Annotated in this window: 18 protein-coding genes; 13 read left to right on the forward strand and 5 right to left on the reverse strand. The window is 62.5% G+C overall.

Annotated elements, in window-relative coordinates; translation table 11 throughout:
• The first annotated feature begins 171 nt into the window (after nt 1–171).
• From AC0JZ4_RS07880 to AC0JZ4_RS07905, 6 genes are all read left to right on the forward strand, one after another.
• Nucleotides 172–1,071 carry a peptidylprolyl isomerase gene (locus AC0JZ4_RS07880; protein WP_471885836.1) on the forward strand — a complete coding sequence of 300 codons (900 nt, stop codon included), beginning with the start codon at nt 172–174 and terminating at the stop codon, nt 1,069–1,071.
• A gap of 265 nt (nt 1,072–1,336) precedes the next feature.
• Nucleotides 1,337–2,578, forward strand: coding sequence for a bifunctional glutamate N-acetyltransferase/amino-acid acetyltransferase ArgJ (argJ, locus tag AC0JZ4_RS07885; RefSeq protein WP_471885837.1), 1,242 nt, complete (start codon nt 1,337–1,339; stop codon nt 2,576–2,578).
• A complete protein-coding gene (locus AC0JZ4_RS07890) occupies nt 2,578–3,366 on the forward strand; it encodes a GNAT family N-acetyltransferase (protein WP_471885838.1) in 789 nt (262 codons plus the stop codon). The genes argJ and AC0JZ4_RS07890 overlap by 1 nt, the downstream gene beginning before the upstream one ends.
• Complete coding sequence (gene mutT / locus AC0JZ4_RS07895) at nt 3,363–3,773, forward strand: 8-oxo-dGTP diphosphatase MutT (RefSeq protein WP_471885839.1); 411 nt, start codon at nt 3,363–3,365, stop codon at nt 3,771–3,773. Before AC0JZ4_RS07890 ends, mutT begins: the two co-directional genes overlap by 4 nt.
• A gap of 99 nt (nt 3,774–3,872) precedes the next feature.
• Nucleotides 3,873–4,202 carry a hypothetical protein gene (locus AC0JZ4_RS07900; RefSeq protein ID WP_471885840.1) on the forward strand — a complete coding sequence of 110 codons (330 nt, stop codon included), beginning with the start codon at nt 3,873–3,875 and terminating at the stop codon, nt 4,200–4,202.
• A 56-nt stretch (nt 4,203–4,258) separates the two neighbouring features.
• Nucleotides 4,259–4,432, forward strand: a complete 174-nt coding sequence (locus tag AC0JZ4_RS07905) for a Flp family type IVb pilin (RefSeq protein ID WP_471885841.1) — start codon at nt 4,259–4,261, stop codon at nt 4,430–4,432.
• A 14-nt stretch (nt 4,433–4,446) separates the two neighbouring features.
• On the opposite strand, the gene AC0JZ4_RS07910 is transcribed toward AC0JZ4_RS07905, so the two are convergent.
• Nucleotides 4,447–5,319 (reverse strand): methyltransferase domain-containing protein, encoded by an 873-nt coding sequence (locus tag AC0JZ4_RS07910; RefSeq protein ID WP_471887836.1) that lies wholly within the window; start codon nt 5,317–5,319, stop codon nt 4,447–4,449.
• 157 nt (nt 5,320–5,476) lie between these two features.
• Here AC0JZ4_RS07910 and AC0JZ4_RS07915 point away from each other — a divergent pair, with 157 nt between their 5' ends.
• The 5 genes from AC0JZ4_RS07915 to AC0JZ4_RS07935 are packed head-to-tail and all read left to right on the forward strand — an operon-like array spanning nt 5,477 to nt 8,440.
• Nucleotides 5,477–6,256: a ComF family protein gene (locus tag AC0JZ4_RS07915; RefSeq protein WP_471885842.1), complete on the forward strand. Its 780-nt coding sequence runs from the start codon at nt 5,477–5,479 to the stop codon at nt 6,254–6,256.
• A gap of 60 nt (nt 6,257–6,316) precedes the next feature.
• The gene (gene grxC / locus AC0JZ4_RS07920; protein ID WP_471885843.1) at nt 6,317–6,574 is read left to right on the forward strand and encodes a glutaredoxin 3; all 258 of its coding nucleotides are present in this window, start codon (nt 6,317–6,319) and stop codon (nt 6,572–6,574) included.
• 10 nt (nt 6,575–6,584) lie between these two features.
• Nucleotides 6,585–7,433, forward strand: a complete 849-nt coding sequence (locus AC0JZ4_RS07925; RefSeq protein ID WP_471887837.1) for a carbon-nitrogen hydrolase family protein — start codon at nt 6,585–6,587, stop codon at nt 7,431–7,433.
• A complete protein-coding gene (locus AC0JZ4_RS07930) occupies nt 7,430–7,858 on the forward strand; it encodes a DUF1178 family protein (protein WP_471885844.1) in 429 nt (142 codons plus the stop codon). Before AC0JZ4_RS07925 ends, AC0JZ4_RS07930 begins: the two co-directional genes overlap by 4 nt.
• A gap of 18 nt (nt 7,859–7,876) precedes the next feature.
• Entirely contained in the window at nt 7,877–8,440 is a 564-nt protein-coding gene (locus tag AC0JZ4_RS07935) for a DUF3291 domain-containing protein (RefSeq protein ID WP_471885845.1), read from the forward strand.
• 27 nt (nt 8,441–8,467) lie between these two features.
• On the opposite strand, the gene AC0JZ4_RS07940 is transcribed toward AC0JZ4_RS07935, so the two are convergent.
• From AC0JZ4_RS07940 to AC0JZ4_RS07955, 4 genes are read right to left on the reverse strand one after another with little or no spacing between them, the layout of a single operon-like run.
• Nucleotides 8,468–8,764, reverse strand: a complete 297-nt coding sequence (locus tag AC0JZ4_RS07940; RefSeq protein ID WP_471885846.1) for a type II toxin-antitoxin system RelE/ParE family toxin — start codon at nt 8,762–8,764, stop codon at nt 8,468–8,470.
• The gene (locus tag AC0JZ4_RS07945) at nt 8,761–9,033 is read right to left on the reverse strand and encodes a ribbon-helix-helix domain-containing protein (protein ID WP_471885847.1); all 273 of its coding nucleotides are present in this window, start codon (nt 9,031–9,033) and stop codon (nt 8,761–8,763) included. The genes AC0JZ4_RS07940 and AC0JZ4_RS07945 overlap by 4 nt, the downstream gene beginning before the upstream one ends.
• Nucleotides 9,034–9,086: 53 nt before the next feature.
• Nucleotides 9,087–9,833, reverse strand: coding sequence for a bifunctional 2-polyprenyl-6-hydroxyphenol methylase/3-demethylubiquinol 3-O-methyltransferase UbiG (gene ubiG / locus AC0JZ4_RS07950; protein ID WP_471887838.1), 747 nt, complete (start codon nt 9,831–9,833; stop codon nt 9,087–9,089).
• A gap of 5 nt (nt 9,834–9,838) precedes the next feature.
• Entirely contained in the window at nt 9,839–10,303 is a 465-nt protein-coding gene (locus tag AC0JZ4_RS07955) for a hypothetical protein (RefSeq protein WP_471885848.1), read from the reverse strand.
• 683 nt (nt 10,304–10,986) lie between these two features.
• Between AC0JZ4_RS07955 and AC0JZ4_RS07960 the strand changes: the two genes are divergently transcribed.
• Together AC0JZ4_RS07960 and AC0JZ4_RS07965 are read left to right on the forward strand one after the other, a co-directional pair.
• On the forward strand, nt 10,987–11,817 hold the full coding sequence (locus tag AC0JZ4_RS07960; RefSeq protein ID WP_471885849.1) for an SH3 domain-containing protein: 831 nt from the start codon (nt 10,987–10,989) through the stop codon (nt 11,815–11,817).
• A 262-nt stretch (nt 11,818–12,079) separates the two neighbouring features.
• Complete coding sequence (locus AC0JZ4_RS07965) at nt 12,080–13,354, forward strand: aspartate kinase (RefSeq protein ID WP_471885850.1); 1,275 nt, start codon at nt 12,080–12,082, stop codon at nt 13,352–13,354.
• Nucleotides 13,355–13,422: the final 68 nt, after the last annotated feature.

Consider the following 13,422-nt stretch of genomic DNA (forward strand, 5'->3'; position numbering starts at 1 on the left):
TGACCCGCTACGCCCGGAAACTCTTCTGGACGCCAAGTTGCGTGACAGATAAGAGGGGGTCCGAATTATGTCAACGGTTGCGGTCGATACAGAATGGCCACATTCCGGTGTTTTTGAAGGATTTCACGCCTGGTCTCACCCGAGATCGGCCTCCATTCGAAAGGTAACTTGATGTTGCGTCACAAACTTCTCGTAACGGCAGCCATTGCCGCTGCGATTTCGTTCCAGGCTCCTGCTTTTGCCCAGGAGGACGCCGTCGTCGCTAAGGTCGGCAGTCTGGAGATCCGCCAGTCGGAACTCGATCTGGCCGTGCAGAACCTCGATCCGCAGCTGCAGCAGCTGCCCGACGAGCAGAAACGGGTGGCAGCCCTGTCCGGCGCCATCGACGTCAAGCTTCTCGCCAGCGGCGCGATCGCCGAAGGCATCGAGAATACCGACGACTACAAGAAGCGCATGGCCTATATCGGCGATCGCGAACTGCATAACTCGTACTTCCGCAAGCATGTCATCGAGGCGACGACCGACGAAGAGGTCAAGGCGCGCTATGACAAGGAAATCTCCGGCCTGCCGAAGCAGGAAGAGGTGAAGGCCGCCCACATTCTGGTCAAGACCGAGGATGAGGCCAAGGCCATCATCGCCGATCTCGACAAGGGTGGCGATTTTGCCGCCATCGCCAAGGAAAAGAGCCAGGATTCCAACAAGGATCAGGGCGGCGACCTCGGCTGGTTCGGTCCGGGCCGCATGGTGCCGGAATTCGAACAGGCCGCCTTCGGCCTCGAAAAGGGCGCCTATACGAAGACCCCGGTCCAGTCGCAGTTCGGCTTCCACGTCATCAAGCTGGAAGACAAGCGCGACGCCCCGCCGCCGGCACTCGAACAGGTCCAGGACCAGGTTCGTCAGCTCGTCATGCGCGACAAGTATGTTGCCCTGATCGAGAAGGCCAAGGCCGACCAGGCGGTGGAAATCACCGATGAAGCGCTGAAGAAGGGCTATGAAGAAGTGAGCAAGATGCAGGAAGCCGGCGACGCCGCTGCTCCGGCAGTCGCGCCCGCCGCCCCGGCCCAGCAGTAAGCCTTGATGAATTGTGGGTGCGGGGAGATTCCCCTCACTTGCGATTTCTAGCACTTAGCTGAAGCTAAGATGCTGAAATCGCTTTCTCTCCCACAGGGGGAGAGATAACCGTGCCGCGCTCTCGGCGCTTTACCTCTCCCCCTGTGGGAGAGGTTACAAAATCAGCAGCTTAGCTTCAGCTAAGTGCTAGATTTTGTTGGTGAGGGGATCGCGCCACGTCGTGCCGCCAATCAATGTCCTACGCCAATTTCAGCCAGGTCCCGCCATGTCCGCTACCATCTCCCCGCTTGCTCCCAAATCCTATCCCGAGATGCCGGCCGTTCGCGGTGTGCGCATGGCGACTGCCGCTGCCGGCATCAAGTACAAGGGCCGCACCGACGTGCTGATGATGGTGTTCGATCAGCCGGCGGCCGTTGCCGGTGTCTTCACCAAATCCAAGTGCCCCTCCGCTCCGGTCGATTTCTGCCGTTCCAACCTGCCGCATGGCACGGCCCGCGCCGTCGTCGTCAATTCGGGTAATGCGAACGCCTTTACCGGCGTGAAGGGCAAGGCCGCGACCGCGCTGACGGCCAAGTCGGCCGCCGAGGCTGTCGGCTGCGGCGAAAACGAGATCTTTCTCGCCTCCACCGGCGTGATCGGCGAGCCGCTCGACGCCACCAAGTTCGCCGGCGTTCTCGGCGACATGAACAAGACCGCCACCGGCGACTTCTGGCAGGAAGCGGCCAAGGCGATCATGACCACCGACACCTATCCGAAGGTCGCCACCCGCACTGCCGAGATCGGCGGCGTGACGGTCACCATCAACGGTATCGCCAAGGGTGCGGGCATGATCGCACCGGACATGGCGACGATGCTGTCCTTCGTCGTCACCGACGCCGACATTTCGTCGACAGCACTCCAGGCGATGCTGTCTGCCGGCGTCGAGCCGAGCTTCAATTCGATGACCGTCGACAGCGATACCTCGACTTCCGACACGCTGATGCTGTTTGCCACCGGTGCCGCTGCCGCCGATGGCCAGGCAAAGATCTCCGACGCCCAAGACCCGGCGCTCGCCGCCTTTCGCGATGCGCTGAACGCGCTGCTCAAGGATCTCGCCATCCAGGTTGCCCGTGATGGCGAAGGCGCGACCAAGATGCTCGAAATCACCGTCACCGGTGCCGAAAGTGACGCTGCCGCCAAGACGATTGCGCTGTCGATCGCCAACTCGCCGCTGGTCAAGACCGCTGCCGCCGGCGAGGACGCCAACTGGGGCCGTATCGTCATGGCCGTCGGCAAGGCCGGCGAAGCCGCCGACCGCGACAAGCTGGCGATCTGGTTCGGCGATGTCCGCGTCGCCGTCAATGGCGAGCGCGATGCCGGCTATTCCGAAGAGGCGGCAACCGCCGTCATGAAGGGCCAGGATATTCCGGTTCTCGTCGAACTCGGTCTCGGCTCGGGCAAGGCAACGGTCTGGACCTGCGATCTGACCAAGGAATATGTCGCCATCAACGGCGATTACCGGAGCTGATGCGGGTGATGGCTGATGCGCCGGTAAATGCCGATCTGCCGCTGGTGCGCAGGCTGGAAGCCGTCGGCTTCCGCGCCTGGCCGGCGGCCTCCGTCGTCTATGACGGCAGCTGGCAGGTGCGGCTGACCGGCGGGCATCCGTCGAAGCGGCTGAACTGCATCGTGCCGCTCGATCCGTCCGACCACCGCGATCTCGACACGCGGCTCGCCAAGGCGGTCAAACGCTTCGGCGATTACGGGCGTGAACTCGTCATCCGCGAAACACCGCTGGCGCCGCCGCAGATGATCGCTCATCTGGGAGCGAACGGCTGGGAGGCATTCGAGACCGTCGACGTTCTGACCGGCGATCTTTCGGCTCTGCAGCTTCCCGATACGCTCGACTATCTGCCGAGCCACGATATCGGCCGGTTCGCCGATGCCTGCCTCGAAGTGGCGGGCGACGATCCGGCTCTCAAGCCCGCTCTTGCCGAAATCCTTACCGCCATCAAGCCGCCGTCCGGTTTCTTCATGAAGCAGGAGCCGGGCAATGGTGCAGTCGCCACCCTGCTCTGCGTACAGGACAACGATCTGGCCGGTATTCTGTCCTTGGGCGTGGCGCAAGCCTATCGCCGCCAGAAGCTCGGCACTGAAATGCTGACTTCGGCGCTGCGCTGGGCGCGGATCAGCGGGGCAAAGACCGCCTGGCTGCAGGTTGAGGCGAACAATGAGGGTGCGCAGACGCTCTACCGAAACCTCGGTTTCAGACGGGCCTATTCCTATCGTTACTGGCGGAGTGAAAAGCGCGCATGAGCGAGGGTCGCAAACTGTTGCTGGTCGTCGCCTGCGCGTTGATCGATGCCGATGGCCGCATTCTCCTGGCGCAGCGGCCGGAGGGGAAATCGCTTGCCGGTCTCTGGGAGTTTCCCGGCGGCAAGATGGAGCCCGGCGAGACGCCGGAGGAGACGCTGGTGCGTGAGCTGCAGGAAGAGCTCGGTATCACCACCAAGCCGGCCTGTCTGGCACCGCTGACCTTCGCGAGCCACACCTACGAGACATTCCATCTGCTGATGCCGCTCTATGTCTGCCGCCGCTTCGAAGGCATGCCGGTGGGGCGTGAAGGCCAGGCGATCAAATGGGTGCGGCCGAACGCGCTGCGCGACTACCCGATGCCGCCGGCCGATGAGCCGCTTATCCCTATCCTGCAGGATCTTCTGTAAAATTAGAGTGGTCGGATTTATCTCGCGTTAACAATTCATTCAACGGATTGTGGCACCGTCAGGGCTCGGCACGTAATGCTTTGACGGGGCGTAAGAGGAATGGACGATCAGTTCTGGAAAACTGTGCGCGATCGCCAGCGGGCGACGTACAGGTCCGGCAAGACCGGCGCGCTCAACATGGCGCTGCTTTTCGGAACGGCCGTGATTGCTCTCTCGCTGATCGTGACGCCGATGCTGGCGGAGCGTTCGGACCAGAAGCGGCTTGCGCATGTGCAGGAAGATTTCGACATGCTGACGACGGGCTCGATTTCCACGCCTTCCTCGTCGGAGCGCGGTGCCAAGCATTACACGATCCGCAGAAGCGTCCTGCAGGAAGAACCGGGTTCGGTTTGCATCGTTCAGGGCTACGGCGTGGACGGGGATTGCTGATTTTGACGCAAAGCGATGGACCTGATCGTCAGGCCACGTGACGCAAGGGACGATCGATGCGCCTGCTTTTCAAGCTGTTGAAGGACTGCCGTGGCGCAACCGCCGTCGAATACGGCCTGTTGGTCGCCATCATCGGCATCACGCTCTCCATTGCGCTGAGCAATTATTACGGGCTGATGAACAACATGTTCGTCGGCATTTCCAACACTTTCACCAGCCGGACGCAGTAAGGCGCCCGCCGCTTCTAATTCTCGCTCACCTTCAGAGCATCCGCCAGCCGCACCTTGGCCGAGCCGGGCTTCAGCGGCTGCTGCTGGCTTTCGTGATGCGCCCAGCCCGAGGCATAGATGATCGTAAAGGTCGCCCGGATGCGGCCGTCGGGATCGGAATAGCGCTCGGCATAGATTTCCGCAGCACGCATGAAGAATTTGCGCGTCAGCGGTTTGCGGCTACGTCCGGACAGCGGGTTGGCCATGCCCATGGCGCGGATATCCTGCATCAGCGGAAACAGGCTGTCATAGCGCACCGTATAGGTCTCGGCATCGATGACCGGGAGGGTGAAGCCTGCGCGCTGCAACAGTCCGCCGACATCGCGAACATCGGCGAACGGGATGACGCGGGGGCTGGCGCCGCCGGTCAGCTCCGCTTCGGCGGCCAGCAGCACATCGCGCAGTTCGGCAAGCGTGCCGGCACCGGGGATCGCCGCCAGAAACAGACCGTCGGGCTTGAGGCTGCGGCGGATGCGGACGAAGGCGCCCGGCATGTCGTTGACGACGTGGAGCGCAAGCGGCGAGAGGACGAGGTTGGCCGAGGCCGCTTCCAGCGGCACATCGTCGAGTGCTGCGACCGTCACCGCGTCTTCGCCATCGGCAAAGACCAGGCTCGTTTCGATGCGCGACAGGCTGTCGATCTTGCCGGACGCGAGAGCCTGTCTGGCTGCCGCGCCGGTTGCGCCATGCAGTTCGACGGCTGACGGGAAATGCCGCTCGACGACGGCAAGGCGATCGGCCATTTCCTCGGCTGCGATGTTCAGAAGAAAATCGGCATTGCTGCTGCGGTTGGTGAAGGCGCGTTCGCGTCTCTTGGCAACAAGGCCTTCGTCGAAGAGAATTTCCATCATCACCACTCGATTGTGCTTCGCGAGAGCGGTTCCAGCAAAAGTGCGCAGCGGCTTTGCGTTCGGAACTGCGTCAAATCAAAGAGATAGAGCAACTTTGCGTTTCGAGGAAAAGCAGAATTGCTCTAAGGCGCATTTCGTCGCCTAATGTCAAGTCATGACCGACCGTCCTGTCGCCCTCCGTCTCGCTTCCGCGCTCGCCCTGTCGGCCGGCGAATGGGGACGGCGCGTCGTTGATCTGGTCTATCCGCCAGTCTGCCTCGGCTGTGGTATCATCACCGGACGTCATGGCGCGGTCTGCGCCTCCTGCTGGCGGGAGATACGGTTTATCGAACGCCCCTATTGCGACGTCCTCGGGCTGCCTTTTTCCTATGATCCGGGACCGGGCATGCTGTCGGCCGGCGCGATCGCCAACCCTCCCGTCTTCGATCGGCTGCGGTCGGTGGCGATCTTCGATGGGGCGGCGCGGGCCATGGTCCACGGGCTGAAATATAGGGATCGGGCCGACCTTGCGCCAACCATGGCGGGCTGGATGCTGAGGGCCGGGCGCGAGTGCCTCGACGGGTGCGATGCGATCGTGCCGGTGCCGCTGCACCGGACGCGCTTCGCGCTGCGCCGTTTCAACCAATCGGCCGAGCTTGCCCGGCATCTCGCCAGACAGAGCGGCATCGCCTATCTGCCGGCGGCGCTCATTCGTCGCAAGCGAACGCGGCGGCAGGTAGGCCTGTCGGCGAGGGCACGCGAGGACAATGTGCGGGCGGCGTTTGCTGTGGATGCCGGGCGCGAGGCCGAGGTGTTCGGCAAGCGGATCGTGCTTGTCGACGACGTCTATACGACGGGAGCGACGGTTTCGGCCGCGACGCGGGCGCTGAAGAGGGCCGGTGCCGCCGAGGTCCGCGTTTTGACCTTTGCAATGGCGCTTGCCGAAACTATATGAAAGACAACAAGCCTGAAGCGCGAAAGCCTTGTCGCGCCGGGAAAACATGACGAGATCATAATGGCAGATGTAACGATCTATACCCGCGAATATTGCGGTTATTGCGCCCGGGCGAAGGCGCTGCTCCAGTCGAAGGGCGTCGAGTTCGTCGAGCATGATGCGACCTATTCCACCGAACTGCGCGAGGAAATGATCGCCAAGTCGAATGGCGGGCGCACCTTTCCGCAGATCTTCATCAACGGCCAGCATGTCGGCGGTTGCGACGATCTTCATGCGCTCGACCGCGACGGCCGGCTCGACCCGCTTCTGGCGGCTTGAGGTTAAGCTGATGGTCATCAAGGTCGCCGCAATCCAGATGCGCTCCGGGGTCGACCCGGTCAAGAACGCCGCCGATATGGCGCGGCTGGTGCGTGACGCGGCGGGGCAGGGTGCCTCCTATGTGCAGACACCGGAAATGACCGGCATGCTGCAGCGCGACCGACAGGCGGCGCGCGCCGTGTTGCGTGGCGAGGTCGACGACATCATCGTTTCTACGGCGAAGGCGCTTGCGGCCGAGCTGGGTATCACACTGCATATCGGCTCGACGGCGATCGCCCGCGACGATGGCAAGATCGCCAACCGCTCCTTCCTGTTTGCGCCCGATGGTGGCCTGATCACGACCTATGACAAGATCCACATGTTCGATGTCGATCTCGACAATGGCGAGAGCTGGCGGGAAAGCTCTGCCTATGAGGCGGGTGGCGTGTCGAAGGTCGCCGATCTTGGCTTCGGCAGGATCGGCATGGCGATCTGCTACGATGTCCGTTTTCCGCAGCTGTTCCGTGCCCAGGCGATGGCCGGGGCCGACATCCTGACCGTGCCGGCATCCTTCACCCGCCAGACCGGCGAGGCGCATTGGGAAATCCTGTTGCGCGGCCGGGCCATCGAGAACGGCGCTTTTCTGATCGCCGCTGCGCAGGCCGGCGTGCATGAGGACGGGCGCGAGACCTATGGCAATTCGATGATCATCGATCCGTGGGGCAGGATCCTTGCCCGCGGTGCCGATGCGGGCGAGGAGGTGCTGGTCGCCGAACTCGATCTCGATGCCGTGAAGGCTGCGCGCCAGAAGGTGCCGAACCTGAAGAATGCGCGGGAGTTCTCGTTGGAGCATGTTGCTGCTCCCGGAGTTGCGCCGTGATCAAATATTCTCTCTGTTGCGGCAATGCGCATACGTTCGAAGGCTGGTTTTCCGAGAGCGCCGATTTCGACCGGCAGGTCGCCAGCGGTTTTCTCACCTGTCCCGTGTGCAATTCGCCGGCTATCTCCAAATCGCTGATGGCGCCGTCGGTTTCGACCGCGCGCAAAAAGGAAGCCAAGCAGCAGATGGCGATGGATCTCGTTCGCCAGGAGGCGATGGCGAAGCTGAAGGAAGTGGTCGCCGGCATTCGCGCCAATGCCGAGGATGTCGGTGAAAAGTTTCCCGAGGAGGCGCGCAAGATGCATTATGGTGAAGCCGATGCACGCGGCATCGTCGGACAGGCGAGCCTCGACGAGGTGCGCGATCTTCTCGACGAGGGGATCGATGTGGCGCCGCTGCCCAACCTGCCCGAGGACACGAACTGAGATGGGTGGTACGGGGCGGTGAAGCTGGCGATCTACAATTTCGGCCTGTTCGTCGCGCCCTATGAAAGCCCTGAAGTGGAAGGGTTCCGGCTGCGCGAGCCGGTGAATTTTGAGGCCGCGGAGACGGCGGTCGGCTTTGTCGGTCGCTCCGGTTATGCCGGTGAAGACGGGCCGGAGAGCTGGGGCGCCCAGGTGTTTCCCCGGTTCATCGAGGACAGCGGGTTTGCGACGGCGCCATCCTCGCTGTCGCTCTGGCACGATCTTGAGACGCTGATGGCGTTCACCTATAGCGGCGTGCATGCCGATGCGTTGAAGCATGCCAAGAACTGGCAGGTGGAAAAACGCTGGCCGGCGCTGGTTCTGTGGTGGACGGATCACCGCCCCGACTGGAGCGAGGCCGTTGCGCGGTTCGAGCATCTGCACGAACAAGGGCCGGGGCCTTCCGCGTTCCATTTCAAAGAACCCTACGGACCTTACGGCGAACGGATCGTCATCGACCGGGCCAAAGTGCGCGAACTGGCCGCGCGGAATGCGGAAAGGCACGCAGGGCTGTTGGCCCAAGTGCTTTCGATGGGAAAATAGCGTGGATTTGGGGCGGGGTGATGGCCGCTATTTCTTCTCGAGGATGCGCAGGTAGTTCCGGGTGCCGTGGATGATGCGGAGGATGTCGACCTTGCCGTCTTCCGCACGATAGAAGATGAGATGCGGCCGGAACACACGGCGGCGGATATTTGCCAGTTCGCTACCTTCGATCACGGCAAACGCATGGGGCATATGGCCGATTTCCAGACATGCAGTCCGCAGTTCTTCGACATAGGGGCGGGCTCTCTCGGGATTGTGCTCGGCAAGATAGCGGGCAATGTCTGCGAGGTCATTGCGCGCTTGCCGAGAGAATCTGACCTTCATCGGGCCGGGCGGCGCTGCCAGCCGAGTTCATCGTAGACGCTGTCGAATGCGTCTTCCAGGCTCATGACGTGCCCTGCGGCCACGTCATCGATGCCTTTCTGGATCTCGGCATCGAATTCACGTCTGGCGAGTTCACGCTCGCGTCGTTCGCGGATCAGGTCCTCCACATAGTCGCTCGGCGACGCGAAGGGGCCGCGCTCGACTTCGGCGCGGACGAAGTCCTCGATTTCCGGCTCCAGGGTGACTGTGATCTTCAGGCCTTCCGACATGGGTGCTTCCTCGTTCGGTAGCGCAGATTATCACAGTCGCGCGGTCGGCGAAATCAGCCCTCCCGCTTGGCCAGCAGCATGTAGTTGACGTCCATGTCGGACGACAGGTTCCAGCTGTCGGCGAGCGGGTTGAAGAAGACGCCGGTGCGGTGGATGACCTCAAGGCCTTTTCGGCCGATCGGGCGCTCGATCTCTTCCGGGCGGACCAGCTTTTCATACTGGTGGGTGCCGCGCGGCAGCCAGCGCAGGACATTTTCGGCGGCGAAGATGGCCAGCGCGCGGGCCTTGAAGGTGCGGTTGATGGTGGCGACGAACATCAGACCGCCGGGCCTGACCATCGAAGCGCAGGTTTCCAGGAACAGGTCGACATCGGCGACGTGCTCGACGACTTCCATGTTGAGCACGACGTCGAAGGTCTCGCCGGCGGCGGCAAGGTCTTCCGCCGTGACGGCGCGGTAATCGACGCTCACGCCGGTTTCTGCGGCATGGGTCGAGGCGATGCCGATGTTCTTTTCCGAGGGATCGGCGCCGATGACAGTGGCGCCCATGCGGGCGACGGGTTCGGACAGGAGCCCGCCGCCGCAGCCGATATCGAGGATACGCAGGCCTTCGAGCGGGCGGGCCGCCTTCGGGTCGCGGCCGAAATTCTGGCAGATGCGGTCACGCAGATAGGTCAGCCGCACGGGATTGAACTTGTGCAGCGGGCGGAACTTTCCCGTCGGGCTCCACCATTCGGCAGCCATTTTCGAGAACATTTCGACCTGGTCCTTGTCGACCGTCGTCGGCGCCGCCTGCGTCATCGTCGTCATCCTTCCTGCTTTGTCCCTGAAGTCGGCTGTCGGGCCGGAGAAGTCAAGTGCGCATAGGGGGCGCGGGGCGTGCAGCTCGCGCGGCTCTGCCGGCTCAGGTTTTGTCTCGTGAACTTGAGGAGCAGCCAGAAGGCCGGTTGATCGGGGTCCAGATTCATCTGTTCTGCAAGCCTCTCGCAGATACGGCGCATGCCCGCGTAAAAATCCGGCGCTATCTCTGCCGTGCACATGGGCAGGTCGGCGCAAGCCCTGCCGCTGAGGCCGATCGCCTGTTGTGCTTCTACCGCGCCCTTCTGATGCTCGGATGGTAGCATCGGGCCGGCGCAAAACTGTCGGCGGCGGCACTGCCGAAACCTGCAATTGCGGTTGCGAAGATGGCAGATGGTGGCCGTCATGCGCCAGGCCATTTCGTGGTTCACGGCGCGGCGTGCCTCGTATTCGCTATAGTCCGTTCGGGTCATGGCGTGCTCCTTGTTTTCCGATGGTTGGGGTCTTCCGCTGGTTGGGGAATGGAGGGCGGACTCCGCCCTTGGCGATCCTGGAATTTTCGAAATTCGGCCGGGACACGTCGGGTGTCTCGAATTTAGTTTAGTAGGTGACACACGACGTGCCCCGTTCGGTGTGTTTTTCCACGCAACTCCGGTCCGTCTACAGCGACTGGGCTTATTGACTTCGCCAGCCGGTTTGTGTGCGATACACGCACGCCCTCACCGGAGGGGGCGGACCATTTTCTGCGCAGCCCCGCATGTCCCGCTTGCATCAGGGCGGCCCATGCGATCACCGGTGCCGCCTCGCCGGCAATGCTGACCGGTGTAGCCGAAGCGGAACGGGGCGATTATAGGCACAGGTTGAAAGCACGGGGATGAAACTGCTCGCAAGTCATTGATATCGTTGAATCAGCGTGCAGATTTTCGGAGGCGGGGTGGTTTTTGGAGGCCGAAAATGCTCCGATTTGGGCTTTGAGTGAGGGGATCGGCCCGCAGGGAGGTCTTATGTCGCTGCCCAGGAGATGAACATCGGGTGGTCACGTCATTCAGCAGCCATTCAGGGGAAGACTGGAACAATCTGCCTCAGCCGACATTTTATGGCGATAATAAACCGGAACGGACGCAAGCCGTTCCGATGTGTCTCAGGAGGACACCCCTTGAACAAGTTCTTGATGAGTGCCGCCGCCCTCTGCACGCTGATTGTCGCGCCTTCAATCGCCGAGGCGGCGGTGCGGGGCTATGCCACAGCCAATGTCAACATGCGGTCGGGCCCGAGCACGGGCTATCCGGCCGTGACAGTGATCCCTGTCGGTGCGCCGATCACGATCCAGGGCTGCATGAGTGCGGTCAACTGGTGCGACGTGGTGTTTTCCGGTGGTCGCGGCTGGGTCTACGGCAATTATGTCCAGACCGAATATCGTTCCAACCGCGTCTATGTGGAGCCGGAACGCTATAGCGGCCTGGGTATTCCGCTGGTGACCTTCGACGTCGACCGCTACTGGGGCAGCTACTACCGCGATCGCAATTTCTACCGCGAGCGTGACCGCTGGCGCGATTACGACTGGCGTGCCAACCGCATGCCGCCGCAGCGCTGGGACAATGACCGCGACCGGGCGCGCGACCGCTGGGCGAGAGAACAGGAGCGGGATCGCGACCGCTACGAGCGCGACCGTGAGCGTGCGCGGGACAACTGGCAGCGCGATCGTGACCGCGAACGCGAGCGCGTGAGCGGCGGACGCCCGGACTGGGAACGTGATCGCGACAGGGTCAGAGACCGCGACAGGCCGCGCTGGGACGATAACGATCGTCGTCCGCCGCCGCGTGTCGAACGCGACGATCGCCGTGACCGCGAACGTGACAGGGATCGCGACCGGGCGCGTGAACGGGAGCGCGAGCGCAGCCGCGACGATCAGCGCAGGCCGTCCGACGGCTGGCAGCCGCGACGCGAGGGCGACAATTGCGGCGGTCCGAGACGCTGCAACGATTGATGGACAAAGCGATTTAAGGACAGGGAGAGGGCGGCCGGCGGTCGCCCTTTCTGCTTTTCAGCTGGCTTTGCTTTGGTCATCCCGGCGGCGCGGTTGGGCCATTCCGACAGCGGCGTACCGTTTGAGCCTATTCCAGCCATTGCGCCGTGTCCCCCTTTTCGCTAAGAGACGCCAACTTGGATTTCGGGCCAATCCGGCTCGATGTTTCGTGGTGGAAAATAGGCGCCCCGGTTGCCGTGGGCGGGTTGGTGGTTTTCGTCGTATGGCTCGCATCGTCATGAAGTTCGGCGGCACGTCCGTCGCCAATCTCGAACGCATTCACAATGTCGCACGCCATGTGAAACGTGAAGTCGACGCCGGCCATGAAGTCGCCGTCGTCGTATCCGCCATGTCCGGCAAGACCAATGAGCTGGTCTCATGGGTGCAGGACATGCCGAAGGTCGCGGGCGCAAGCTCCCCGTTTTACGATGCGCGTGAATATGATGCCGTCGTCGCATCCGGCGAGCAGGTGACATCCGGCATTCTGGCGATCGCGCTGCAGTCGATGGGTGTCAATGCCCGTTCCTGGCAGGGCTGGCAGATCCCGATCCGCACCGACAATGCCCATGGCGCGGCGCGCATTCTCGAGATCGACGGTTCCGACATCATCAAGCGGATGGGCGAGGGCCAGGTGGCCGTCGTTGCCGGCTTCCAGGGCATCGGCCCGGACAACCGGATCGCGACGCTCGGCCGCGGCGGTTCCGACACGTCCGCCGTGGCGATCGCCGCTGCGGTGAAGGCCGACCGCTGCGACATCTATACCGACGTGGACGGCGTCTATACGACCGATCCGCGCATCGTGCCGGCGGCGCGCCGGATGAAGAAGGTCTCGTTCGAGGAAATGCTCGAAATGGCTTCGCTCGGATCGAAGGTGCTGCAGGTGCGCTCGGTCGAGCTTGCGATGGTCCACAAGGTCCGCACCTTCGTGCGCTCCTCATTTGAAGATCCCGATGCGCCGGGCATGGGAGACTTCTTGAACCCGCCCGGTACTTTGATTTGCGACGAGGAAGAGATCGTGGAACAGGAAGTCGTCACCGGCATCGCTTATGCCAAGGATGAAGCGCAGATTTCGCTGCGTCGTGTCGCCGACCGTCCGGGCGTCTCGGCCGCCATCTTCGGCCCGCTGGCCGAAGCGCATATCAATGTCGACATGATCGTCCAGAACATTTCGGAAGACGGTTCGAAGACCGACATGACCTTTACCGTTCCTTCCGGTGACGTCGCCAAGGCGATCAGCGTGCTGGAAGCGAACAAGGCGACGATCGGTTTCGACGTGGTGCAGAGCGAATCGGGTCTTTCCAAGGTGTCCGTCATCGGCATCGGCATGCGCAGCCATGCAGGCGTTGCCGCCACCGCGTTCAAGGCGCTGGCCGACAAGACGATCAACATCAAGGCAATCACCACCTCGGAAATCAAGATTTCGATCCTGATCGACGGTGCTTACTCGGAACTTGCAGTTCGCACTTTGCATTCGGCCTACGGTCTGGATAAAAGCTAAGTGAAGATTCCGGCATGATGCTCCGCCCGGCGCGTCGCCGGGCAGGCTATAATTGGGCTGTTAGGGGA

Source organism: [Rhizobium] kunmingense, assembly GCF_977018605.1.